Origin of the sequence: Pseudomonas sp. PMCC200344, assembly GCF_030053095.1 — a bacterium.
In the GTDB taxonomy this organism is placed as follows: domain Bacteria; phylum Pseudomonadota; class Gammaproteobacteria; order Pseudomonadales; family Pseudomonadaceae; genus Aquipseudomonas; species Aquipseudomonas svalbardensis.
In genome coordinates this window covers 2,895,933-2,919,201 of sequence record NZ_CP125618.1, presented here as the reverse complement: position 1 = coordinate 2,919,201, position 23,269 = coordinate 2,895,933, and the positions used below count along the sequence as shown (strand labels likewise).

At 58.7% G+C, this 23,269-nt stretch carries 20 protein-coding genes; 3 read left to right on the top strand and 17 right to left on the bottom strand.

What is annotated here, in order from left to right; all coding sequences use genetic code 11:
- Positions 1–125: 125 nt before the first annotated feature.
- From QFW87_RS13235 to QFW87_RS13205, 7 genes are all read right to left on the bottom strand, one after another.
- Positions 126–686, bottom strand: a complete 561-nt coding sequence (locus QFW87_RS13235; RefSeq protein WP_283190721.1) for a PqiC family protein — start codon at positions 684–686, stop codon at positions 126–128.
- Positions 687–703: 17 nt separating this feature from the next.
- A complete protein-coding gene (locus tag QFW87_RS13230; protein WP_283180245.1) occupies positions 704–2,359 on the bottom strand; it encodes an MlaD family protein in 1,656 nt (551 codons plus the stop codon).
- A complete protein-coding gene (locus QFW87_RS13225; RefSeq protein WP_283180244.1) occupies positions 2,340–2,996 on the bottom strand; it encodes a paraquat-inducible protein A in 657 nt (218 codons plus the stop codon). Before QFW87_RS13225 ends, QFW87_RS13230 begins: the two co-directional genes overlap by 20 nt.
- Entirely contained in the window at positions 2,993–3,589 is a 597-nt protein-coding gene (locus QFW87_RS13220; RefSeq protein ID WP_283180243.1) for a paraquat-inducible protein A, read from the bottom strand. The genes QFW87_RS13225 and QFW87_RS13220 overlap by 4 nt, the downstream gene beginning before the upstream one ends.
- 100 nt (positions 3,590–3,689) lie before the next feature.
- Positions 3,690–4,991 carry an FAD-binding oxidoreductase gene (locus QFW87_RS13215; protein WP_283190720.1) on the bottom strand — a complete coding sequence of 434 codons (1,302 nt, stop codon included), beginning with the start codon at positions 4,989–4,991 and terminating at the stop codon, positions 3,690–3,692.
- Positions 4,988–6,076, bottom strand: a complete 1,089-nt coding sequence (locus tag QFW87_RS13210) for a polyamine ABC transporter substrate-binding protein (RefSeq protein WP_283180241.1) — start codon at positions 6,074–6,076, stop codon at positions 4,988–4,990. The genes QFW87_RS13215 and QFW87_RS13210 overlap by 4 nt, the downstream gene beginning before the upstream one ends.
- A gap of 163 nt (positions 6,077–6,239) precedes the next feature.
- On the bottom strand, positions 6,240–7,598 hold the full coding sequence (locus QFW87_RS13205) for a glutamine synthetase family protein (RefSeq protein WP_283190719.1): 1,359 nt from the start codon (positions 7,596–7,598) through the stop codon (positions 6,240–6,242).
- 161 nt (positions 7,599–7,759) lie between these two features.
- On the opposite strand from QFW87_RS13205, the gene QFW87_RS13200 reads away from it, so the two are divergent.
- Positions 7,760–8,683 (top strand): helix-turn-helix domain-containing protein, encoded by a 924-nt coding sequence (locus QFW87_RS13200; RefSeq protein WP_283180240.1) that lies wholly within the window; start codon positions 7,760–7,762, stop codon positions 8,681–8,683.
- Positions 8,684–8,706: 23 nt separating this feature from the next.
- Here the strand turns inward: QFW87_RS13200 and QFW87_RS13195 are convergent, their stop codons facing one another.
- Entirely contained in the window at positions 8,707–11,094 is a 2,388-nt protein-coding gene (locus tag QFW87_RS13195; RefSeq protein WP_283190718.1) for a DUF3772 domain-containing protein, read from the bottom strand.
- Between the two features lie 227 nt (positions 11,095–11,321).
- Here QFW87_RS13195 and QFW87_RS13190 point away from each other — a divergent pair, with 227 nt between their 5' ends.
- Positions 11,322–11,777, top strand: coding sequence for a YMGG-like glycine zipper-containing protein (locus tag QFW87_RS13190; protein WP_283180238.1), 456 nt, complete (start codon positions 11,322–11,324; stop codon positions 11,775–11,777).
- Here the strand turns inward: QFW87_RS13190 and QFW87_RS13185 are convergent.
- Genes QFW87_RS13185 through QFW87_RS13175 form a run of 3 tightly spaced genes read right to left on the bottom strand, consistent with a single transcriptional unit; the run spans position 11,762 to position 15,484 of the window.
- Positions 11,762–12,805 (bottom strand): DUF2955 domain-containing protein, encoded by a 1,044-nt coding sequence (locus QFW87_RS13185; RefSeq protein ID WP_283190717.1) that lies wholly within the window; start codon positions 12,803–12,805, stop codon positions 11,762–11,764. The two genes, QFW87_RS13190 and QFW87_RS13185, sit on opposite strands and share 16 nt — an antisense overlap.
- Entirely contained in the window at positions 12,795–13,934 is a 1,140-nt protein-coding gene (locus QFW87_RS13180; RefSeq protein ID WP_283190716.1) for an HlyD family secretion protein, read from the bottom strand. The genes QFW87_RS13185 and QFW87_RS13180 overlap by 11 nt, the downstream gene beginning before the upstream one ends.
- Complete coding sequence (locus QFW87_RS13175) at positions 13,931–15,484, bottom strand: TolC family protein (RefSeq protein WP_283190715.1); 1,554 nt, start codon at positions 15,482–15,484, stop codon at positions 13,931–13,933. The genes QFW87_RS13180 and QFW87_RS13175 overlap by 4 nt, the downstream gene beginning before the upstream one ends.
- A gap of 118 nt (positions 15,485–15,602) precedes the next feature.
- Between QFW87_RS13175 and QFW87_RS13170 the strand changes: the two genes are divergently transcribed.
- A complete protein-coding gene (locus QFW87_RS13170) occupies positions 15,603–16,127 on the top strand; it encodes a transporter suffix domain-containing protein (protein WP_283180234.1) in 525 nt (174 codons plus the stop codon).
- A gap of 256 nt (positions 16,128–16,383) precedes the next feature.
- Here QFW87_RS13170 and QFW87_RS13165 read toward each other — a convergent pair whose 3' ends face one another.
- From QFW87_RS13165 to QFW87_RS13140, 6 genes are all read right to left on the bottom strand, one after another.
- Positions 16,384–17,376 carry a LacI family DNA-binding transcriptional regulator gene (locus tag QFW87_RS13165; RefSeq protein ID WP_283180233.1) on the bottom strand — a complete coding sequence of 331 codons (993 nt, stop codon included), beginning with the start codon at positions 17,374–17,376 and terminating at the stop codon, positions 16,384–16,386.
- A 75-nt stretch (positions 17,377–17,451) separates the two neighbouring features.
- The gene (locus QFW87_RS13160; protein WP_283190714.1) at positions 17,452–18,954 is read right to left on the bottom strand and encodes a sucrose-6-phosphate hydrolase; all 1,503 of its coding nucleotides are present in this window, start codon (positions 18,952–18,954) and stop codon (positions 17,452–17,454) included.
- Entirely contained in the window at positions 18,951–20,096 is a 1,146-nt protein-coding gene (gene ugpC / locus QFW87_RS13155; RefSeq protein WP_283190713.1) for a sn-glycerol-3-phosphate ABC transporter ATP-binding protein UgpC, read from the bottom strand. The genes QFW87_RS13160 and ugpC overlap by 4 nt, the downstream gene beginning before the upstream one ends.
- A 27-nt stretch (positions 20,097–20,123) precedes the next feature.
- Positions 20,124–20,966, bottom strand: coding sequence for a carbohydrate ABC transporter permease (locus QFW87_RS13150; protein WP_283184495.1), 843 nt, complete (start codon positions 20,964–20,966; stop codon positions 20,124–20,126).
- Complete coding sequence (locus QFW87_RS13145; protein ID WP_283184494.1) at positions 20,963–21,925, bottom strand: sugar ABC transporter permease; 963 nt, start codon at positions 21,923–21,925, stop codon at positions 20,963–20,965. Before QFW87_RS13145 ends, QFW87_RS13150 begins: the two co-directional genes overlap by 4 nt.
- A gap of 21 nt (positions 21,926–21,946) precedes the next feature.
- Positions 21,947–23,221, bottom strand: a complete 1,275-nt coding sequence (locus QFW87_RS13140; protein ID WP_283184493.1) for an ABC transporter substrate-binding protein — start codon at positions 23,219–23,221, stop codon at positions 21,947–21,949.
- Positions 23,222–23,269: the final 48 nt, after the last annotated feature.

The following is a 23,269-nucleotide window of genomic DNA, read 5'->3' as shown; positions in this document are numbered from 1 at the left end:
TTTTTAAATAATCGTGCGCGCAGATTCAACCGGGACGGTCGTCAATTATTGTAGGCCAATACGAATCATTTGCATGATTAAGGCGACGGCAAATGTACGACGCAGAATGAGAAAAAAACGTCAACTCACTGATTCGCCGGGCAACCTCTTTGTGTTCCACCCGCTGCCTGGTTAATCAACGCGGCCAGGCGTTTGACGTTGTTTTGCTGAGCCGCAACCAATTCATCTATGGAAGGCCCTGAAGGTGTCTGCAATGTGCTGCGGCAAGTGATCAGCGCGTTCTCGCTTTCCCCAAGATTGCGCAGGCGCCATTTGACGTCAATCAGCGCGTATTGGCCGGGGATCGAATCAAAACGTTGCACGTCCAGCCGCACCGAAACCCTGCGCTGGGGATTGCTGTTGACCAGTTGATCGACCAGGGCACTGCGCAATTCATCCGACAGGCTCGCGCCCCACCATTCGGTTTCGAGGATCGCCAGGCCGCTGTTGCCCTGGCGAATAACGATTTGCGGGCGGTCGACCTGGGGAGGGACGCTGAGGCCCTCGATCTGGATATCCGCAGCGCTGGTCCTTGAAATGCCGCTCGGTTGGGCCGGGGTCAGGGTGTGGAATTGAATCGGATCACCGCGGCAGGCCGTGAGCAGTAACAGCGCGGTGACCAAGGCGATCTTCAACGGAAAAGCCATGGGTGATGCTCCTGTGGTCATTTGCGCGGCGGCCCTTGCAGGTCGATCGGCGCAGCATTGTCGGGACGACCGCGAATCAGCGATTCCGGATGGCGTCCGAGGTAATCCGAGAGTTCACGCAAGGAGCGCGACATGCGCCCGAGCTCGTCCAGGGTCTGACCTAATTGTTCGCGTTGCGGCGAGTCTTCGGCCAAGGTCGAACTGGCCGATTGCAGGGTCTTGCTGACGTCCGCCAGGGTGGTCTGCACGCCGGGGAGGGTCTTGGCGTTGAATTGTGCGAGGCCTTTGCGCAGTTCGACGAGGTTGCTGTCCAGGTTGCCGGCGATGCGCTCAATCGGCAGTTGGTTGATCTTGTTGACCATGCCCTCCAGTTTTTCCTGCAATTGTTCGAGGCTGCCAGGAACGGTTGGGATAGAGACTGGACGGGCGGTCGGATCGAACACGACTTTCTCCGCTTTGGGGTAGAAGTCGAGCGAAATGTAGAGCTGGCCGGTCAACAGGTTGCCGCTACGGGCCTGGGCCCGCAGACCGTTGTCGACAAAACTGCCCATCAGCCGTACGCCTGCGGCTTCGTCGTTGGGGTCATGCTTCAAGACCTCGAGCATTTTGATGTGGGCCTGGCCGAGGCGTTGCGGGTAGATCACGATGCCGACATTGACCGGGAAACTGCGTTTTTTTGCGTCGAAATCCAGATTGACCGACACCACTCTGCCGAACTCGATGCCAAGGAATTCCACCGGTGCGCCAACCCTGAGCCCGCGCAAGGCTTGATCGAAACGCAAACTCAAGAATTGCCCCTTGCCGCTGGGCGGGGCGAGGGCGGTTAGCTGGTCTTCGAACAGGTCGAAGGATTTGTCCTCGGCGGCCGGTTGATCGTTAGGGCTGTATTCCGGAGCGCGGAAGGCGATGCCGCCCACCAGGATGGAGGACAGCGACTCGGTTTTCACCGAAAAGCCGTTGGCACCGACGTTCACGTCGATCCCGCTGGCGTTCCAGAACCGGGTGTTTTCAGTGACGTAGGCATCGTTGGGCGCGTGGATGAACACTTCGATGTTCACCCCTTTGCCGTCGGCGTCCAGGGCATAGGCCACCACTTGACCCACCGGAATCTTGCGGTAGTAAACCGGAGAGCCAATGTCCAGCGAACCGAGATCGTGGGTGCGCAGGGTGAAGCGCTTGCCCGGCTCGCCATAGGTAATCGGCGGCGGGTTTTCCAGGCCGGTAAAGTTTTTTGCGCGAGCGTTGGCCTGGCCGATGTCGGCGCCAATGTAATCCCCGGACAGCAGGGTATCGATACCCGACACCCCGCCAGCGCCAATGCGCGGACGCACGACCCAGAATTGCGAGTCTTCGCGGGTGAAACTTTCCGCCTGCTTGGACAGTTTTATGGTGGCGTTGACGCTCTTCTGATCGTTGCTCAGTTCCACGTCCGAGACATGGCCGATCACCACGTTGCGGTATTTGACCTCGGTCTTGTTGGCGGTCAGGCCGCTGCCGGTTTTGAACGTGACGGTAATGGTCGGACCTTCCTGCATCATGGTGTGCACGACCAGGGAAATCCCCACCAGCACCGCGACGATCGGTACGATCCATACCAGCGAAACGCTGAAACGGCGGGTCTTGACAAGGGCCTGCCCGGGGGCTTGCGGCCCGTCAGTGGCTTGCGACTTCATCCATGACCTCCTCGTTTTGCGGATTTTGCTGCTCTTTATCCCAGATCATGCGTGGGTCGAAACTCATCGCCGACAGCATGGTGAACACCACCACCAAGCCAAAAAACAGAATGCCCGGGCGCGGTTCGATATCGGCCAGGGCTTGAAACTTCACCAGTGAGGCCACCAGGGCGACCACGATCACATCGAGCATCGACCAGTAACCGATGAGCTCGACGAAACGGTATAGCGTTGACCGCTGCTTACTCGCCCATTGGCTGTCGCGCTGAACGGTCACCAGTAACAGCGTCAGGGCGACGAACTTGATGCCCGGCACCGCGATGCTGGCGATGAAAATAATCAGGGCAATGTCCCAGGCGCCGTGCTGCCAGAACTCCAGTACACCGCTCATGATCGTGCTATCGGCGCCGTTGCCGACCATCTTGGTGTTCATCACTGGCAGCAGATTAGCCGGGACGTAAAACGCCAGGGCAGTGAACATGTAGGCCCAGGTCCGGGCCAGTGAATTGGTTTTGCGCCGATGCAGCGGCGCGCCGCACCGTGTGCATTCGTGAGGTTCATCGGTCATGTCACAGGCCAGGCCGCAGCTATGACACAGGCACAGGTTGAGTTCACTCGCCACCGGGGGCCTGTTCATAAGATGTCCCATAGGTCACGGATGTCGCGCCCAGCGATGCGGATCATCATCAGACTGAGAATGGCCAGGGCAAACAGGCCGATGCCGGGCAGCACATCCAGCAATCCGGCGAGTTTGATGACCGCGACCATCGCCCCCAGCAGACAGACCTCCAGCATGCTCCAGGGCCTGAGGGTTTCCAGCCAGCGCATGCAGAACCTGAAACCGGGCGAGCGACGGGAGGCGAGGGCGAAGCTCAGCACCCACAGAAGCAGCACCAGCTGGAAAATCGGCGCGATGATCATCGAGATCGCCGCCACCATGGCGATGAAAGTGATCGGCCCCAGACTCAGGGCAAGCACCGAATCCCAGAGTGTTGCGCTGTTTTTAAGGCCTTTGAGGCTGATGCTCATGACGGGATAGAAGTTGGCGAAAATCCACAGCATCAACGCAGTGACGGTTAACGCCAGACGTTGTTCCACCGACAGGCCGTTATAGCGCTGAAGCACGCCGCCGCAGCGCGTACACAGGGTTTTTTGATGTTTGGCGAGCGTGACTTTTTCATACACGCAGTCGCAGTGCTCGCAGATAATCAGTGGGTCAGTCGTAGCCATAGGCTGCACTCGCCAGGACGCAGGGAAGTCAGAGCACTCCCTCAATATAGAAGCGCCGGGCGATTGAGCAAATCTAAAGGCCGAACGAGGTGTTGGGACGTCAGCCGAGCAGTTCGCGCAGGCGATACCAGAACATGCCGAGGGCCAGCAGTGGAGAGCGCAGCATAGGCCCGCCCGGAAAGGTCATGTGCGGCACCGCGCTGAACACGTCAAAGCCCTGGCTGTGTCCGACGTGGATCGCTTCGCCCAACAGTTTTGCGCACCAGTGGGTCACGTTCAGGCCATGACCGGAGTAACCCTGGGCGTAGAACACGTTCGGATGCTGACTCAAGCGCCCGACCTGTGGGAAGCGATTGGCCGAAATACCAATCTTGCCGCCCCATTGATAGTCGATGCGCACGTTGGCCAGTTGCGGGAAGACCTTGAGCATGTGCGGACGCATATAAGCTTCGATGTCCGCCGGATCGCGCCCGGAATAATGACAGGCGCCGCCGAACAGCAAACGTCGATCTGCCGAGAGCCGATAGTAATCCAGACCGACTTTCTGGTCGCACAGCGCCAGGTTATGCGGGATCAATTGCGCTGCAACGTCGGGCGTCAACGGCTCGGTGGCGATGATGTAGCTGCCCGCCGGAAGGACTTTGCCGCTCAGTTTCGGTTCGAGTTCTTCCAGGTGGGCGTTGCACGCCAGCACCAGACTGCCGGCGCGCACCGTGCCGCCGGCACAGCGTACCTGCACGGTGCTGCCATGGATCAACTCCAGCACCGGGCTCTGCTCGAAGATCTTCACGCCGAGGGATTGCGCCAATAGCGCTTCGCCAAGGACCAGATTGAGCGGGTGCAAGTGACCCGAGCCCATATCGACGAGACCACCGGCATACACGCCTGAGTTCACCACCTGCTGACGGATCTGCTCCGGCCCGACGAGTCGGGTTTCGTGGGCGTAACCCGATTCGGCAAGGTCTTGCTGCTCAGCCTTGAACGCCGCGAACTGCGCTTTAGTATTGGCCAGTTCACAGAACCCCCAGCGCAGGTCGCAATCAATCCCGTGCTCACGAATGCGGTTGCCCACGAGCGCTACCGACTCGACGCCCGCACGCTCAAGGTAGCGCACGCCTTCTTCACCGACATGACGGGCAAAACCGCTGACGTCATGGCCGATGCCGCGGATCAGCTGTCCGCCGTTACGTCCGCTGGCACCCCAGCCAATTCGCCGGCCCTCCAGCAGAATCACCGAGAGTCCGCGCTGAGCCAGTTCGATCGCCGTGTTAACGCCGGTAAAGCCGCCGCCGATCACACAGACATCGGCTTCAAGGTTCGCGGCCAGTGTAGGGTAGGGCGCCATTCCATTGGCCGACGCCGCGTAATAGGAACAAGCATGTTCGTTGCTGTACTGGTTCATTGGTTGGACTTCACTTTGCTCCAGGAACGAGTCATCAAACGCATGATTGCCTGGGGCGGGGTGGTCGAAATGTAGAGCTTGTCGAGGACTGCCTGGGGTGGGTAAACCTCAGGGTTGTTGACCAGCTCAGGGTCCATGTCTTGTTTGGACGCCGGGTTAGGGTTGGCGTAACCGACCGATGCACTGACCTTGGCAATCACTTGTGGCTCGAGCAGGTAATTGATGAAAGCATGCGCCTCTTTCTGGTTGCTGGCGTCTGCGGGAACCGCCAACAGGTCGAACCACAAGTTACTGCCTTCCTTGGGAATCGCGTAGGCGATGTTCACGCCGTTCTTGGCTTCCTTGGCCCGGTTCGCGGCCTGGAACACGTCACCCGAGTAACCGAACGCCACGCAGATGTCGCCGTTGGCCAAATCTGAAACGTACTTCGAGGAGTGGAAGTAGGTTATGTAAGGGCGGATGGTCAACAGCTTGGCTTCGGCTTTTTTGAAGTCTTCAGGGTTTTCGCTGCGCGGGTCCATGCCCATGTAATTGAGAACGGCCGGGAACACTTCATCGGCCGAATCCATCATCGATACGCCGCACTGACTGAGTTTCTTCAGGTTCTCCGGTTCGAAAAACACGGCCCAGGAATCGATGCGGTCAATGCCCAGCACTTGCTTGACCTTGTCGACGTTGTAGCCGATGCCGTTGGTGCCCCACAGGTACGGAACCGAGTGTTCGTTGCCCGGATCGTTTTTCTCCAGCAACGCCAGCAGTTTCGGGTCGAGGTTCTTGAAGTTGGGCAACTGCGAACGATCGAGCTTCAGGAACGCGCCGGCTTTCACCTGGCGAGCGAGGAAGTGGTTGGACGGCACGACCACGTCATACCCGGTGCGGCCAGCGAGCAATTTGCCCTCCAGGGTTTCGTTGGAATCGAACACGTCGTAGATCACCTTGATCCCGCTTTTCGCCTGGAAGTCGACGAGGGTGGTCTCGCCGATGTAATCGGTCCAGTTGTAGACGCTGACCGTTGGCTGAGCCTGCGCAACGGCGCTGAACAACAACGCCAGTGCGACCGGAACCACGGATTTCAATAGACGCATACGACACCTCTTCTAATTGTTGTATTTTTCAGGCGTTTTTTGGTGTTCTGACGGCCGCCTTCGTCGGAACGCCGCCCGGAGCCGGCTCGCTCCCACATTTGGAATGCATTCCCCTGTGGGAGCGAGCCTGCTCGCGATGAGGCCCTCACGGGCAGCGCAGATCTCAAACGCTGAGCAGCAGGAACTCTCGCTCCCAGGAGCTGATCACGCGTTTGAAGTTCTCGTGTTCGGCGCGCTTGACCGCGACATATCCGCGGACGAATTTGCTACCCAGATAACGCCCGATGGTTTCGCATTCTTCCATCTGCGTCAGGGCGTCTTCGATGGTGATCGGCAGGCGCAAGTTGCGACGTTCGTACGCACGACCTTGCACCGCAGCACTCGGTTCGACGCGCTCGACCATTCCCAAATACCCGCACAACAGGCTTGCTGCAATCGCCAGATAAGGGTTGGCGTCAGCGCCCGGCAAACGGTTTTCCACGCGCATCGCGTCCGGCGTTGAGGTCGGCACACGCAGGCCCACGGTGCGGTTTTCTTCGCCCCATTCGACGTTCACCGGTGCCGAAGTGTCCGGCAGGAAGCGGCGGAACGAATTGACGTTCGGCGCGAACATCGGCAGCACTTTGGGGATGTACTTTTGCAGGCCGCCGATGTGATGCAGGAACAGCTCGCTCATCTGCCCGTCGGCATCGGCAAAGATCGGCTGGCCGGTGGCGATGTCCACGACGCTCTGGTGGATATGCATGGCGCTGCCGGGCTCATCGCCAATCGGTTTGGCCATGAAGGTCGCGGTGACGTTGTGCTTGAGCGCCGCTTCGCGCAGGGTGCGCTTGAACACGGTGATCTGATCGGCCAGATCCAGCGCGTCGCCGTGACGGAAGTTGATTTCCATCTGCGCCGGGCCGTCTTCGTGGATCAAGGTATCGAGGTCCAGACCTTGAAGTTCACACCAGTCGTACACGTCTTCAAACAGCGGATCGAATTCGTTGGCAGCGTCGATGGAAAACGACTGACGACCACTTTCCGCACGGCCCGAACGTCCCAGCGGTGCCTTGAGCGGCAAGTCCGGATCTTCGCAGCGCTGGGTCAGGTAGAACTCCATTTCCGGCGCGACAATCGGCCGCCAGCCTTTGTCGGTGTACAGCTGCAGGACTTTTTTCAGCACGTTGCGCGGCGACAGCTCGATCGGGTTGCCGAACTTGTCGAAGGTGTCGTGAATCACGATTGCGGTGGGCTCGATGGCCCATGGAATCACGTACACCGCGTCGGAAACGGGCTTGCACACCATGTCGATGTCAGCCGGGTCGAGCAGGTCGTAGTAGATGTCGTCATCGACAAAGTCCCCGGTTACCGTTTGCAACAGCACACTTTCCGGCAGGCGCATGCCTCGCTCATGCAGGAACTTGTTGGTGGGTGCAATTTTGCCGCGTGCGATGCCGGTCAAGTCGCTGACCACACACTCGACTTCGGTAATCTTGTGATCTTTCAGCCACGTGAGCAGCTGATCGAAAGGGACATTCATAAAGACCTCGTTATTGGTTTTATTAACGCCGGGGAGGCTGGTTTCATCCACCACACACTTCCCCTGTGGCGCGTTGACGACTATCTTGGGCGAGCCTTGACGTTCCATCTATCCACTTTCAGCAGCACCAAAACGCACCAAACGAGTGCGCAAGGTCACCCATGACAACGTGCAATCCCCTGCAAGTCCAAGCGTTCAACACCGCCGATGTCGCCGAGCAAATCCGCGCCACACCGGGTTGGGTGCAGCATTACCAGCAAATGTCACCGGGGCATTTCGCCGGGCGCGTGCGCTACCTGGACCTGCAAGGCGTGGAGATTTACGAGGAACAGATGAACACGCGGGTCGAACAGAATTTCAGCGCGCCCGAAGGAGCGCTGGCGTTCTGTTTCGATCGAAGCGACAACGCGCTGTACGTGTTGAATGGCGAAAGCCGCAACATCTGGATCACCCCGGAGTACTACCAGGAAATCGCCGTGGTGTTCGGTCCGGAGTTCGTGCAGCGTCACGGTTTGAACGTGGCCAGGCTCGAAGGCCTGTTCATGGCGCCGCTGAATTCGGGACAGAACGCGCTGTTCAGTCGCTGGCTCAGCGGGACGTTGACCCGACTGGCGCAGACGCTCGATCCGCCGAGCAAGGAGGCGTTGACCCAGCAGTTGCTGGAAGACTGCCTGTACATCCTCGACAACGCGTGTGTTTGCCTAGATCGCGGAGGTTTACAGCGCCGCGCCGAAGAGCGATCGGTGATGAAGCGCATCGGTGAGTGGGCGGCTGATGCCCCGGAGGAGACCCTGAATCTGCTGGAGCTTTCGCAGGTCGCCGGGGTTTCGCTGCGGCAGTTGCAGCATGCGTTCAAAGCCTATACCGGGATGACCCCGACCCATTGGCTGCGCTTGCGCCGACTCAACAGCGCACGCCGCGAATTGCTCAGCCGCACAGCGATGGACACCACCGTTGCCGAAGTGGCGATGCATTGGTCGTTCTGGCATTTGGGGCGATTTTCCAGCAGTTATCGCGCGCTGTTCAACGAACTTCCCAGTCAGACGCTCGCCCGCAAATCGTGTGGCGCAACAGGTCGCGGGTAAGCCTGGGACACGTCAGATGGGCATTACGCGGGAGGGACCGGCTTGGCCAATTCGATGCCGGCCGCACTCAATCGCTTCAGGATCTCAAAGAGCAGATCGCTCTTGGTCGTACTGACAATCCTTGGGCTGCTGACATAGCCAGTGATGGTCAATGTGATGCCTTCAGGGCTCAGATTGCTGAAGCGGACAACGGGGGCGGGTTTATCGAGGATGGTTTCATGCTCATGATAGGCGGTGTACAGCAGGGTTTTGACTTGTTCGGGGTCGATATCCAGAGGGAACACCAGCTCGAGTGTGGCCACCCCTTGGGCGCTGCCGCCCATGGTCACATTGCGCAGGTTCTGGGAAATAAGCTGAGAGTTGGGCACGATCACGATCGAACGGTCACTGAGCTGTATCTCGGTGGCCCTGACATTGATCCGCCGGATATCGCCTTCGACCCCGCTGATGCTGATCAGGTCGCCGACCTTGACCGGACGCTCGGTGAGCAGGATTAACCCGGATACGAAGTTCTTGACGATCTCCTGCAGGCCGAAGCCGATCCCCACCGACAACGCACTGACGATCCAGGCCAGATTCGTCCACTTGACGCCCAATGAAGACAACGCCAGCAGAATGACCAGTGCGTACCCGATATTACTGAACAGTGTGCTCAGCGACGCCCCCATGCCGGGGTCCATATCGGTTTTCGGCAGGAACTCGTTATCCAGCCATCTGCGCAGCGATCGAATCAGGTAAATACCGATCAACAGCGCGAGGATCGCATTCAACAGATTGCCCGGAATGATGTTCAGCTTGCGCAAGCCATCGCCGCCGAGGATCGCTGAAACCCTGTCAGTCAGTTGGCCAAAGGTCGCTCCAATCCCCCCCACAATCGTTGTAATCGCGGCAATTAGCAGAAAGGCCGCTCGGCCAATACCCGACACAACAACCTCGATTTGTTCAAGCCGTACGTCGCCGATACCCAGCAGCTGTTTGATCGTTTTGCCGCTTGGGTGCTTTGGCGAAAACAGGTAATCACACAAGTCCCTGAACAACTGCGTCAGCAAATAGAAGCTGGCAAAAACTATATAGAGCCAGACAATTTCGTAAGTGATGAACCGGGCCAGGGAGATGTAACCGACCAGCAGGCCAAAAATCGAGATCAACATGGCGATACTGACGCCGGTATAAATCAGCCCCGCCAGCGTAGTACCTGACTCAGGGTGTTCACCGGCAATGACCATCGCTCGGCGGGTTTTACTGACGCGTAGCAATAGTGCACCCATGATCATGATGACGACTAATGACACGACGCCCCGGCTGAAGAGAACCACCTGCGAACTCATCCCCGTCGCATTGGTGACTTGTACCAGTGAGATGAGTATCAACATTGAACCGGCCAGCAGCGCCGGAAAAGGGCTTATTGCAAGTGCCACTTCATCGGCTATGCCAGGTAACCGCCATGAGGGATTGCGTTTAGACAGCAGGGCCCGACTCAGACCGATAATCAGGGCGCAGGCGTAAGCGATTTTCTCGACATCGTCGAAGTAACCTTGCAGTGGCTGCGGCAATGGTTGAAGGCGGGTAGCCGCCGCGGAGATGAGCTGTATTGCACAACCTGCGCTCAACATCGTGGCAACTACCGTCGCTATCGCCAATGAGCTTCTGCGCAGGCGACCTTCCGGTACTCGATGGATGCAGATCCATGTCAAACCACGTTCAGCCAGTCTTCGCCCCGGCGTCCAGAAGGCCAGGGCCAGCAATAACAACGTGACGGTCGCGGCACGCCGGCCGGGTTGCCAGACGGACTGAATGACACTGTTGGACTGATCGATCAAAAAACTCAGACGGTTTTTATCCTCCTCCAGTGGAGAAAACAGCGGTAACCAAAACCGGGGGTTGAGGAAGCTGGCGGTGCGCTGGGCCAGTTCGGTTTCCAGTTGGGTACGCCGCATGCTGGCAATCTGAGTGATGAGGTTAGTAGCGCCTTCTTTTATGGCCTGCAGTATCTTGAGATCGCTATCCACCTGGTCTTTTTGTGCAGCGAGATAAGACCTCTGTTTCACGAGATCGGACTTTTCCATGGCAAGGCTGGTGGCGGATGCCGTCCCGAGCACACTGAGTTGCGCTTGCAATTGCGCCTGCTCGGGAAGTAACACCGCCGCCAACTTGTCCACATCACTGAAGAGCAACTGAACGGTGTCCTGAAAGCCTATCAACTGGGTGTAGTTACTGGTCAGTGACACCTGCTGTTTAAGGTTGTCCAGCCTTAATTGCAGTGTTTCCAGATCGCTTTTTGACACAGTAGCAGTAGCGCTGGCCTCATCGTTGCTTGACGTGTTGGGTAGTTCATCCGCCGACAGCTCGCCGATGTTCGCCCCCACCAGCGCGAACACAACGAATATGAGTAATTTCAATGCGGGACGCATAGGCATGCCTCCAGCGGCTTTAGCCATTCAGGTTAGGTCATGGCGTGTGCTGGCGCGAAAAATAGTTCCGCACGCTGACCACGAATGGGGAAGGCGGGCGGGTGAGAAGGGGTGATCTACAATCTTTTATGCTGAACCACGCTCAGGATCACGAGGTGTGACGTATTGAGCGGTCTGTCTACCGACCCAGTGTGCTTGCAGAGTGTCGGGCCCTGTCGGAGGTCATCATGAAAAGGTTGTCATCCATTAGCCTGTGCATCGCACTGTCGGTTTCCTGGACCCAGGGGTGGGCGGAAACGGTCGTGCCGATGAAAGGGCAGAGTTCGCAACAAACCCAGGCGGACATGACCGGTTGCCACAACATCGCGGCCAGTCAGAGCGCCTCGGCTGCACCGCCTGCTAGCGGTGGAAGGCTGAAGGGGGCCGCGGCGGGCGCTGCCGCCGGTGCGGCGGGGGCCCAGGTGCGTGGACGTCAGCATGACGAGTTTTATGATCGCGTCGACGATGACGTGAAGCAGGACTATCGCCAGAATCGCGCGAAGGAAACCGCCGTCGCAGGCGCTGTCGTCGGAGGCTCGCGTCAACGTCAGGAGCGCCGGGCGCAAGAGGAAACCAGTGCTGCGACCAGTACAACGGCCTATACCAGTTGCCTGCAAGGGAAGGGATATCAGGTTAACCCTTGAACGTCATTTTGCCGCCGTTGATCGAGCAGATGAACCATCAGGCAGGCATACAGCGTTACGAGGATGAACAAGCCCATGCGGATGGCGAACGCGGTGTAAACGTCCTTGCCTGCCGCGCTGTCCTGTACCGACTGACCCAACAGGATGATCAGCGTGATCAACGTATTGAGCCAGAACCCCGGGGTAAACCGGGTCGGGCTCAGGGCATACAGCTTGCGCGCCATCACCAGGCCGAACAGCAGCATCCACAGAAAGAACATCCACAGATGCACAAACAGGCTGAGGGCGCTCCAGAACAGGATCGCCAACAGGCCTGCGAGCAAGGTTGAGCCGAGCAGCTCGCGACCGGCGATGCGGGCGTTTGTCGTGGAGCTTTGCTGACCCAGGCCGACGGCCTTCAGGATGATGGGCAGATAACCGGCCGGGTCGATCAGCGCCAGCAGGAATGCCGGCAGCACGATCAGGGTGGCGCGCAGCGCAATCCGACTGACTTCTTCTGCCGGCAAGGGTGGGGCAGCCGGCGGGGAAGGGGCATTGGGTGGGTCCGGGAATAACCCATGACTGAACGCCACGACGACAACGGCGAGCAGCAAACCCTTGACCAGTGCGCCGATGACCATCGCCGCCAGATCGAATTCGGCGATACCGGCCGAGGAAATCATGGTCAGGCCAATCACCAGGAAGGTCATGATCAAGGTGTTGCCGCCGCGCAGGCCAAAGCGGAAGGCCAGGAACAAACCGACGCTGATCAATAGCACGCCGCTGATGGGGTAATAACGCAGGACCGGGATCAATAGCAGGCCGATGCCGGTGGTCAACAGGGCGGCCAGTGCGAGCACCAGCCCGGCCTTGAACGGCAGCGGGCGATTGACGGAGGCCAGCAACAGCAGGCAAAGCACCGGCGCCATAAAAGGAATCGGCAAGCCCAGGCCGAAACTGGCGGTGAGGCTCAACGCCGTGCCGGTGGCCAGGCGCAGTGCGCGTTGATCCCGCGGCGTGCGCCGAGTAGACATACCTTTAATAGGCATAGCTCAGCCAGCTCATGAACCCCACAAACAGGCGGCCGAGTGGGTTCAGCGGATTGCCCTCGGTGGGGAAGGCCATGACTTCGGCCTGCCCACCGGCACGGATCCCCCGACTGTCACGCAACGTGTTCAATGAGTCTGGCGAAAACTCGATAATGACTGGGAAACGCTGGGCCGGACGCAACCAGTCGCGGCTGTTCTGCACGCTGGGCAAGGTGCCAGGCGCGGGTGTCTGCCCCACGCTGACGCCGTAACCGACGCTGCGCACGCGCCCCTCGAAGACCTCGCCCGGCAGAGCATCCAGAACAATCGAAACCGGCGTGTCGAGCTTCACCAGACCTAGGTTGTTCTCGGTCATGTCCGCGCTGATCCACACATCATGAATGGCGATCAGGGTCATGACCGGGCTACCCGCAGCAGCGAATTGCCCAGCGTCAGTACGCAGATCCGTAATCAGTCCGGCCGAGCGAGCGCGAATCTGCGTGTTGGACAGATCCAGTTCGGCTTTGGACAACGCCGTGGCGGCACTGCGCAGCAAGGCGTTGTCTTCCTCGCTGCCACCTTCCTGCTCACGCGCACGCTGAACCTCGGCGCGGGCAGCGGCGACCTGACTCACAGCCTGTTCGCGGTTGGCGCGAGACACTTCGAGCAGGCGCACGGAAATGGTGCCCGGGTCTTCGCGATACAAACCTTCGAGGCGCTGATTGTCCTGGCGCGCCTTGAGCTCATTGGCCTGGGCGGCCCGCAAGTTGGCTTGCGCCGAGGCAATGCCGGCGGTGCTCGCACCGATCTGTCGGCGGGTCGATTCAAGGTCGGCACGTGCACGGTCGACGGCAATCTGGTAGGGCTGCGGGTCCACCTCGAAAAGAATTTCGCCAGCCTTGACGTCCTGGTTGTTGCGCACGTTTACCCGGTTCACGCGGCCTGCCACTTCCGAGGCGACCGGAATCACAAAGGCACCCACCCGGGCCTGCTGTGTATAGGGTGTGAAACGATCCGCCAGCAGGTACCAGGTCAGGCTGAGGAGGATCAGTAACAGCACCCACTTGATGCCTTTTTTCGCCGGGTCGGCAGCCGGCGCTGGTGCCTGGGCGACTAGGGGCTCGGACGAGGAAGGGGCGGTTTCACTCATTGGTCTTTAACCTTGTAAGACATTGGAATGGCAGGCTGTGCAGTGGTGGGTTCTTCCAGCAGATCGCCCCAGTCGGTACGTTTTTCCATCTGTTGGCGGGTGGTTGGATCAACTTTCGGTTGGGCGCTGTACCAGCCACCGCCCACGGCTTTGTACAAGGCAATGACATTACTCACGGCATTGCTGCGGGCGACCAGATAATTGTCCTGTTGTTCGAGCAAGGCTCGCTGCGCATCCAGCACCCGCTGGAAGTCCGAATAACCTTCGCGATACTGCGCGCTGGCCAGCACTAGCGAGCGTTTGGCTGCCACTTGGGCCTCGCGCAGGATGCCTTCGCGCTCCAGGGATTTGATCAGGCCATAGGCCGCATCGTCTGCCTCGCGTGCCGCCTGGCGAACCTTGTCGCGGTAGGCCTCGATCAGCTGCTGCAACCGCGCATCCTGCACGCGCACGTTGTTGCTGATCTGGCCGTGATCGAACAGATTCCAGCGCAGACTGGGGCCGCCGATCAAATCCAGATTTCGGGGCGTGCCACTGAGGGTGTCGGTGGACCAGACAATGCTGCCCAGCAAGGTCAACGACGGATAGAAATCGCTCTCGGCCACGCCGATCAGCGCTGACTGGGCGGCGACATTAAGCTCGGCGGCGCGCACGTCGGGCCGACGCAGCAGCAAGTTGGCCGGCACATCTTGCAAAACGGCACGGTCGACCAGCGGGATCAGTCCTTCATTCTCGACCAGCTGGGGCAGTGCACCGGGCGGCTGGCCGATCAGCACGGCCAACGCATTTCGGGTGCGCTGAAGCTGATCTTCGAAGTTGGGGATGGTGCTCAACGTGCCCAGGTACTGGGTTCTGGCTTGTTGCAGGTCGAGCTCGGCAGTTTGGCCACTGTTGAACAGCTTCTCGGTGATCTCGAAGTTGCGCTTTTGCTGTTTGGCGTTTTCCCGGGCGACGCGTAAACGGGCTTCGGTGGTGCGCAGCGAGAAATAGGTATCGGCCACTTGTGCCCGCAGCAGTACGAGCACGTCTTCATAGTTGGCTTGGGCGGCGAAGTAGCTGGCATCGGATGACTCGATGGCGCGACTGAAGCGGCCCCAGAAGTCCAGTTCCCACCCCACGTCGAACCCCGCGCTGTGTTGCCAGAAATGGCTGTCTTGCGGGTTGGTTCCGCCGGATTGCCTGCGGTTAAAGTAAAGACTGTCGACACTGGCTTGCTGCAGTTGCGGGTAAAGACCACTTTGAGCAATGCCGAGTTGGGCGCGGGCTTCCATGACGCGCAGGCCGGCGATTTTAAGGCTGGAGTTGCGTGCATCCGACTCGGCAATCAAATGATTGAGGACCGGATCGGCAAAGACTTGCCACCACTGACGAATGTCCGGGTTAAGGCTGCGTTGGCTGGATTGCTCGAGGGCAGGGGTGCTCCAGTGTTTGACCCATTCTTCGCTGGGCGGCTGGAAATCCGGCCCAAGCCGTACGCAACCACTGAGGCCGAATACGCCAAGCAGCACGAACCAGCCAGGCCAATTCAGCAGGGTTGTACCTGGATGCATTACGCATTTCCCGACCAACAAAGATCACTGGAGCATAGCCGTCCAAATGGGCACACGGCTGCTACGCTTTTTAAGCGCCATCAAATCTACTGTGATCCGTTAGAAAGGTACGACGATTATGAATAACACCCAGGGTGTCGTTGAAGCCCATTCAGCTGGCTGGCGCTTTAAGTTGGGCATAGTCATTATCTGCTTGATGCTGGGCTCCTGGCTGTTGGTGCCACTTGCTGCGGCAGCCGATGTGGCGGGTTCAAAGATCGCTGCACTGACTGGTGTGCTGTTCATCAGCAACAAAATCCTGCTGATTCTCGCCATTGCCATCATGGGCAAATCCGGATTCCAACAGTTAAAGCGCAGCCTGTTCGGTTATGTGTCCTCACTTGCACCCAGCACGGAAGTCGAAGTGGGCCCATGGCGTCACAGAATTGGCATCGTTATGTTCTTTGTGCCGCTGATATCCTCCTTTCTTGAACCCTACGTCGACAGCATTTGGCCGGGGCTCAGACCCAACCTTTGGCAAGTTCAAGCGCTGGGTGACCTCATGCTGATCGGCAGCTTTTTCGTATTGGGGGGGAATTTCTGGGAGAAAGTGCGCGCCTTGTTTATTCGCACCGCCCGTGTCGCAAACACAAGTGCGGCGTGAATAACAATAGTGGGCGAGGGTAGTGAGTACTCGGGGTTTTCCAGAGTTGTGATCGCCTGATTCAAGCGAATTTGCTGTAACAGCTCACGCCGATTTTCCACCATCGGACTACAGCGATGGTTTTCGTCCTGGCAGAAAAGCTCACCTAGCCATCGAAGCGCTGCCTGCGTCCTGAGGGCGGCGGAACACTTCTGGTGCGTGACAGGCTAATGGCAAATCGAAAGCAAGCGGGAGTGTGCTATCACCTAACTAATTCTTATAGTGATGCCCTGACCACCAATGGACAATCAACTGGCTGGGCTTCCGATACCTCGAGGCCTTCGATCAAGTGCCGGGCAGCCTTGCGACCGATCTCGTAGTACGGCAGTTGCACTGTGGTCAGCGGCGGGATGAACAGCTCAGCAATACCGATCATGTTGTCGTAGCCGAGCACGGCGACATCGTCGGGAATTTTCAGGCCACGGCCCAACAACAGCTGATAGGCGCAAAAGGCAATACGGTCGTTGCCACAGATCAGAATGTCGAATTGGGGACGACCATCAATGATGTGCCGGTTGAGTATGGCTGCAGTTTCACCATAGGCGTCATGATCGGAAAGGTCGTATTGCCGGAGCGCGTCAGGCGCCAGCCCGAATGCCTGACAGGCACGCTGCAGGCCTTTTTGTCGCAGACCCCAGGCCAGACTCTGTTTCGGCAGATTGATACACAGAGGGCGTCGATAGCCTTGGCTCAATGCGTGATGTACGGCTCGATACTGCCCCGTTTCGTCGTCGGGTACATAACTCACCAGGCGACTGTCATCCGCCAGGCAATTGGCGAGTACCAGGGGTTTGCTCTTCAAGCGCTCGGGAATGCACACATGGCGAAATCCCATGGCGCTGAAGATCAACCCGTCGGGACGGTGCGACAACATCAAGTCGATGTTCTGGTCGGTGGGCGGGCTGCTCAACAGGTTGAGGATAAATACATTCCAGCCTGCTTGCTGCGCGGTCTGTTCGATGGACAGCAGCAACTCAACCGCGAACGGTGTGGTCGCGGTATCCAGCGCGAACACACCGATGGTGCGCGACTGGAGGTTGTCGCCGCGCATCTTGCGCGCCGACAGGCTCGGTACGAATTGCAGTTCATCAATGGCGCGACGCACCCGTTGAAGGGTTTCGGGGCTCAGTTTTTCCGGATTGTTGAGCGCTCGAGAAACCGTCATCAGGGACACGCCGGCCAGATGTGCAACGTCTTTCACTGAAGTCATGCGAGGCAAGGCCGGTCAGGTTGACGCAGAATCATGACACAGGGCCCGGGCTTCTCGCGACTCGAATGACGCTGCTCATAGCCATCCCGAGGCGAGAGGCCATGCCTTGGGAATGGAGACACGCCCGCCACTCCCGCTGGCAAGGAGCTTCACGCCCAGACTGTCGGGCCGGGGATAGAGGCGACTGCTAAGGCTGAAGCGCCCGTTTTCGTCGAACACCTCGATGGACGAGCGATCGAGAAACACGCGCAGTTCCAGTCGCTCTTGTCTCGAGTCTATCGACACGCTGCGCTGACCTGAGACTTCCGCACCCGAGCGACTGCGGTCAAGCACCAGGCGCTGCAGCGACGCATCGTAGTAGAGCAGGGTTTCTTCCTGGCCATCGTCGCTGCAGCGCAAGGCGATTCCCAGATGGCCGTCGCTGCAACCGAGCAAATCCAGATGCACATGGATTTCGAGCATGTCGCCATTCACTTCCGGCACCCACCGGATTCCCGATTCATCCCACCAGGGCGTGCCTGGCAATGGCGCCTTGCGCAGTGCGGTGAGCTCCCGTGCCGGATACACACAAAGGCGATCTGCATGCAGTTCAAGTTCGCGCGGCAACCCGAGCATGCCGCACCAGTGATGGGCCTGGCTCGGCATCGGGCTTTCCCACATGTCGAGCCACGCCCACACGAGGCGCCGACCATCGGCAGCCAATAGCGTTTGCGCGGCATAGAAATCGTGGCCGTTATCCAGCTCGATAAAAGGCCCGCCAGTGAAGTGCCAGTCGCTGTCGAGTCGGCCCACTCGGTAACCCGTCTGGTACTTGTTGAGCCGTTCGTAACCTTGGGGTGACATGCCTTGGGGGGAGTACAGCAGCACATCGCGTCCGTTCAGTCGGAACAGATCCGGACACTCCCACATATAGCCATCACCCTCGCTGCCGCCGGACACGTAGTCAATGAACTCCCAGACGTGCAGATCCGTGGAACGGTACAGCGGGAGCAGCGGTATATCGCCCAGACGTGCGCCGGCAATGAGGTACCAATAGTCATCCTCCTTCCATACCTTGGGGTCACGAAAGTGCATGATGGTGTCTTGCGGCGCGGTCTCGATGACTGCGCCATGCTTGACGAACCGGATGCCGTCGATGCTGGTGGCCAGGCACTGGACTTGACGGATCGAGCGTTCGTCACCCACGTCCCCCAGCCAGGTGTGTCCGGTGTAGATCAGTGCCAGGGTATCTCCACACACCACTGCGCTACCGGAGAAACATCCGTCACGGTCGAAGTCATCGCCGGGTGCCAACGCAATGGGCAGGTGCTGCCAATGAACCAGATCGACACTCTTGGCGTGGCCCCAATACATCGGGCCCCATTTCGCTTCGAAGGGGTAATGTTGATAGAACACGTGATATTCGCCACGAAAGTACACCACCCCGTTAGGGTCGTTCATCCAGCCTGCCGGGGGAGCAATATGATAACCGGGTCGATAATCTTGGATGACGCGAGTCAGGCCGTCACTCAGTCCACGCTGCGCAAGGTCAAGGGAAGAAGACTTGGGATCGCTCATAGTATTCAAAGACAAGGTCATAGGGCGCGTACTCGGACAGAGCGCAGAGAGACGTCATTCGGCAGATTTTCAATGGCTTGTGGGTGGCGCTCCAGGGCCGTGCCGTCGTCGTCGAAAAGGTGCATGTTGTCGATGTCCAGCTGCAGTTCGACCCGATCGCCCGCCTGCCATCCGGCGTTGACCTCACAACGACAGATCATTGGCTCGTCCTGTCCTGTTTCGAGGTGCACATACGTTTCGCTGCCCAGGTACTCGACCCCGGTCACAACGATGCCGACGGCTCCATCAGCCTTTTTGAGCAAAATGTGTTCCGGGCGAATCCCCAGGCTCAGCAACGTGCCCGCCGCCAGGTTCGAGCTGTAGAAGGGCAGGGAGGTCATACCCAAAACGGGGGTATCGACCAGGCTGGTTTCGCCCGGGGCATGCAGGCGCGCCGCCAGAAAGTTCATTCTGGGCGAACCAAGAAAACCGGCGACAAAGCGGCTCGCTGGGCGCTCATAAAGTTGGCGCGGTGAGCCGATCTGCTCGACGCGACCGCCATTGAGCACAACAATTTTGTCGGCCAGGGTCATCGCTTCCACTTGATCGTGGGTGACGTAGATCATGGTCGAGCCCAGTCGATCATGCAGCCGGGCGATTTCGTTGCGCATCTGCACCCGCAACGATGCATCCAGATTGGAGAGCGGCTCATCGAACAACAAAATGTCCGGCTCCCGTGCCATGGCTCTGCCCATTGCTACACGCTGACGCTGTCCTCCAGACAGTTCCTTTGGCTTGCGTTGCAGCAATTTATCCAATTGAAGGATTTGCGCTGTTTTCAGCACGCGATCGCGCAAGCTGCTCTTTTCAGTCTTGGCCAGTTTGAGACCAAAACTGATGTTGTCGTAGACGCTCATGTGCGGGTACAGCGCATAAGACTGAAACACCATGCCGACGCCACGCTCGCGCGGTTCCAGATCGTTGACCCGTCGCCCATCGATAAGCATGTCGCCGCCGCAGATCGAATCCAGTCCGGCGATCAGCCGCAGCAGGGTCGACTTTCCGCAGCCCGAAGGGCCAACGAACACCACGAATTCACCCGCAGCGATCTCCAGGCTGACGTCGCGCAGAATCCGCATGCCGCCCAATTGTTTGTTCACGTTGTCTAGCTTCAACTTGATCACGATGCTGTTCCTTGTAGTTGTCGGGCATCAACCCTTTAACGCGCCGGCAGTGAGACCGGAAACGATTCGGCGCTGGAAGATCAGCACCAGAATCACCAGTGGGACGGTGACCACCACCGATGCGGCCATCAACAGCCCCCAAGGCAGCTCATGAGGACTCCCGCCGGAAATCAAGGCGATGGCGACCGGCACCGTGCGTTGCGTGTCGGTGAGGGTGAAGGTCAGGGCAAACAGGAACTCGTTCCACGCGGCGATGAAGGCCAACAAGCCAGTGGTGACCAGTGCGGGCCAGAGCAGCGGCAACAGCACGCGGGTCAGCGTGACCCAAGGCGACGCGCCATCCATGATTGCCGCTTCTTCCAGTTCATGCGGCAGTTGCCCCATGAACGTGGTCAGCACCCAGACGGTGAAAGGCAGGGTGAAAATCGTGTAGCTCAGGATCAACGCCAAAGACGTGTTGTACAGACCCAGGGCACGGATCACTTCGAACAGCCCCGACAGCACAGCGACCTGGGGAAACATCGACACGCCGAGAACCATCATCAACACCGTGCCACGCCCACGGAATTTCACCCGTCCCAAGGCGTAGGCGGCGGTCACGCTGAGGAACAACGCCAGCGTCACCACGCAAAGCGCAACCACCAGCGAATTACCGATAGCCCGCAGGAATGAGGCTTGGTGGAGTACAGCTGCGTAATTGGAGAAGTCGGGGCTTTCGATCCAGTAGCTCACCTCGAACAAGGCACTGGACGGCTTTAACGAAGTCACGATGGCGTAGTAGAAAGGGAAGACCGCATACAGCAACAAAACCCCGATCAGACACCAGAACCCGAGGCGCAACAGCGCTTTTTTCAGTAGGCGCGGGCTCATGATCGAACCTCCATTTGACGGCGTCCGAGGTAGAGATAAAGCATGGCGATTACCGCAACGACCAGAAACAGCAGAGTCGAGGCCGCGCTGCCATAGCCAACATCCTGGAACTCCACCAGGTGTTGGCGGGCATAGACGGACATGCTCATGGTGCTCGAAGAATTCGAGGTCAGCACATAGATGACGTCGAATACCCGCAGGGAATCGAGGATGCGGAAGATCGCCGCCACCAACAATGCAGGCATCAACAGTGGAAGGGTGACGCGCCAAAACACTTTCAGCGGATGAATGCCATCGACCCTGGCGGCTTCGTAACAATCGCTCGGCAACATCTGCAAGGCAGCCAGCATCAGTAGCGTGACAAAAGGTACGGTCTTCCAGACGTCGACGATGATGACCGCCCACATCGACAAATCCGCATCTGCCGTCCAGGCCAGGGGCGCATCAATCAGGCCGAGGCTCAGCATCATGTGATTGATGATGCCGAACTGGTCGTTGAGCATCCATGACCAGATCTTCGCCGAGACAATGGTAGGAATCGCCCAGGGAATCAGAATCAACGCACGCACCAACGAACGGCCGGTGAACTTGATGTTCAACAGCAACGCCACCAACAGCCCCAGGACGACTTCCAGTCCTACCGATACCACGGTGAAATGCAACGTGTTGCGCACAGCGTTCCACCACTGTGGGTCAACCAGAATGCCCGACCAGCTGGAGCCGTTGTGGAACAGATAATTGCTCAAGCCTACGAAGGATCCACCACGGGTGTCCGCCAGGGTGGCGTCAGTGAGGCTGAACCAGAATGTACGCAGTAGCGGCCAGGCGGCCACCAGGGCCAGACACAGCAACATCGGTGTTAGAAACAGCCAGGCGGCGCGTACTCGACGACGCTGTACTGGCGTTTCCCTGGTGAGCAGGAGCTCGTCACAGGGGGGATGGGTAGCAGAGACAGACATGGTGATTTCCTTCCTTGTGGCTTACCAGTTCCGGCGTTTGATGCGCGTGAGTTCGCTTTCCAGTTCGGCCAGCGCCTGATCGACAGGCAACTCGCCCGCCAGCACGCCATGCACGCGATCGAAGAACGCATTGGAGACCCGTGGATAGCGATCGGCAGTTATTGAGGCGGGGCGCATGACCCCTTCGTTGAGAATGCTGAGGAGCTGACTGTAATAAGGCATGGCCGCGAGCAGCTCGGGATCTTGATAAAGCGACTCGATAACCGGGTTATAACCGCCTACCAGAGCTCGATGTTTTTGCTGCTGGGCACTGGTCAGGTAGGTCACCAGTTCTGCGGCAAGTTTTGGATGGGCGCTGTAACGCGATACCGCCAGGCCCCAGCCGCCGAGGGTGGAGGCATGGGTGCCGGTCATGCCGCCTCGGGGCAGGGGAGCGACGCCGACCTTATCTTTTACGGCACTGTCCTGGCTTTGTACCAAGGCCCAGACATAAGGCCAGTTACGCATGAACAACGCATTTCCCGACTGGAATACGCCACGTCCTTCTTCCTCGGTGTAGTTGAGTACGCCACGCGGGGAGATGTCTCCTACCCAGCTTTTCGCCAGAGCCAAAGCAGTTCTTGAGGCCTGACTGTTGACCACGATATCTCCTCGTGGATTGACCAGTCCGCCTTCCGGTTGGCTGCTGATCCACTCCAGCGCATTACACGTCAGCCCCTCGTAAGCGCGTCCCTGAAAGATGTAACCCCATGCATTGGGGTTCCCAGCAGTGCGTTCGGCCTGTTGAACATCCCTGGCGGTAGCAGTCATTTCCTCCCAGGTCTGGGGAACCTGCTTGTTGTACTTATCGAGCAAGTCCTTGCGGTAATACAGCAGGCCCGAGTCGGTGAACCACGGCATCGTCACCAGCCGTCCGTTCACCGTGGCGTTATCCACCTGTGCCTGGAAATAGCCTTGGGTCGCGTTGGCGGGCAGCACCTCGCGCAAATCCATCAGATGTTTGGCCAGCATCCCCGGCCACACCATATCGATTTGAATGATGTCGATGTCAGTGGACTGCGCACTGAGGATCTGTTGGTAAAACGACAACCTCTCGGTCGCCGAGTTAGGCGTAGAAACCACTTCGACGTTGTTTCCGGTCTGTTTCGACCACGCCTCGACAGCTTCCTTGCAGAGTTGTAACTCCGCACCCACCGCCCCGCACGAGATCGTCAAATCGGCTGCGCTCGAGAGGGATGGAAGTCCGGCACAGAGGGTGAGCAGTGCTGCTGGAAGGAGAGATTTGAGCTGTTTCATAAAGCCCCTTTATTTTTGTTTTTAGAAAAGTTAACGTTAACATCGTCA

Bases quoted from the DNA above. Each gene is read 5' to 3' on its own strand.
- QFW87_RS13235 (WP_283190721.1), bottom strand. From the start codon at position 686: ATGGCTTTTCCGTTGAAGATCGCCTTGGTCACCGCGCTGTTACTGCTC.
- QFW87_RS13230 (WP_283180245.1), bottom strand. From the start codon at position 2,359: ATGAAGTCGCAAGCCACTGACGGGCCGCAAGCCCCCGGGCAGGCCCTT.
- QFW87_RS13225 (WP_283180244.1), bottom strand. From the start codon at position 2,996: ATGAACAGGCCCCCGGTGGCGAGTGAACTCAACCTGTGCCTGTGTCAT.
- QFW87_RS13220 (WP_283180243.1), bottom strand. From the start codon at position 3,589: ATGGCTACGACTGACCCACTGATTATCTGCGAGCACTGCGACTGCGTG.
- QFW87_RS13215 (WP_283190720.1), bottom strand. From the start codon at position 4,991: ATGAACCAGTACAGCAACGAACATGCTTGTTCCTATTACGCGGCGTCG.
- QFW87_RS13210 (WP_283180241.1), bottom strand. From the start codon at position 6,076: ATGCGTCTATTGAAATCCGTGGTTCCGGTCGCACTGGCGTTGTTGTTC.
- QFW87_RS13205 (WP_283190719.1), bottom strand. From the start codon at position 7,598: ATGAATGTCCCTTTCGATCAGCTGCTCACGTGGCTGAAAGATCACAAG.
- QFW87_RS13200 (WP_283180240.1), top strand. From the start codon at position 7,760: ATGACAACGTGCAATCCCCTGCAAGTCCAAGCGTTCAACACCGCCGAT.
- QFW87_RS13195 (WP_283190718.1), bottom strand. From the start codon at position 11,094: ATGCGTCCCGCATTGAAATTACTCATATTCGTTGTGTTCGCGCTGGTG.
- QFW87_RS13190 (WP_283180238.1), top strand. From the start codon at position 11,322: ATGAAAAGGTTGTCATCCATTAGCCTGTGCATCGCACTGTCGGTTTCC.
- QFW87_RS13185 (WP_283190717.1), bottom strand. From the start codon at position 12,805: ATGCCTATTAAAGGTATGTCTACTCGGCGCACGCCGCGGGATCAACGC.
- QFW87_RS13180 (WP_283190716.1), bottom strand. From the start codon at position 13,934: ATGAGTGAAACCGCCCCTTCCTCGTCCGAGCCCCTAGTCGCCCAGGCA.
- QFW87_RS13175 (WP_283190715.1), bottom strand. From the start codon at position 15,484: ATGCATCCAGGTACAACCCTGCTGAATTGGCCTGGCTGGTTCGTGCTG.
- QFW87_RS13170 (WP_283180234.1), top strand. From the start codon at position 15,603: ATGAATAACACCCAGGGTGTCGTTGAAGCCCATTCAGCTGGCTGGCGC.
- QFW87_RS13165 (WP_283180233.1), bottom strand. From the start codon at position 17,376: ATGACTTCAGTGAAAGACGTTGCACATCTGGCCGGCGTGTCCCTGATG.
- QFW87_RS13160 (WP_283190714.1), bottom strand. From the start codon at position 18,954: ATGACCTTGTCTTTGAATACTATGAGCGATCCCAAGTCTTCTTCCCTT.
- QFW87_RS13150 (WP_283184495.1), bottom strand. From the start codon at position 20,966: ATGAGCCCGCGCCTACTGAAAAAAGCGCTGTTGCGCCTCGGGTTCTGG.
- QFW87_RS13145 (WP_283184494.1), bottom strand. From the start codon at position 21,925: ATGTCTGTCTCTGCTACCCATCCCCCCTGTGACGAGCTCCTGCTCACC.
- QFW87_RS13140 (WP_283184493.1), bottom strand. From the start codon at position 23,221: ATGAAACAGCTCAAATCTCTCCTTCCAGCAGCACTGCTCACCCTCTGT.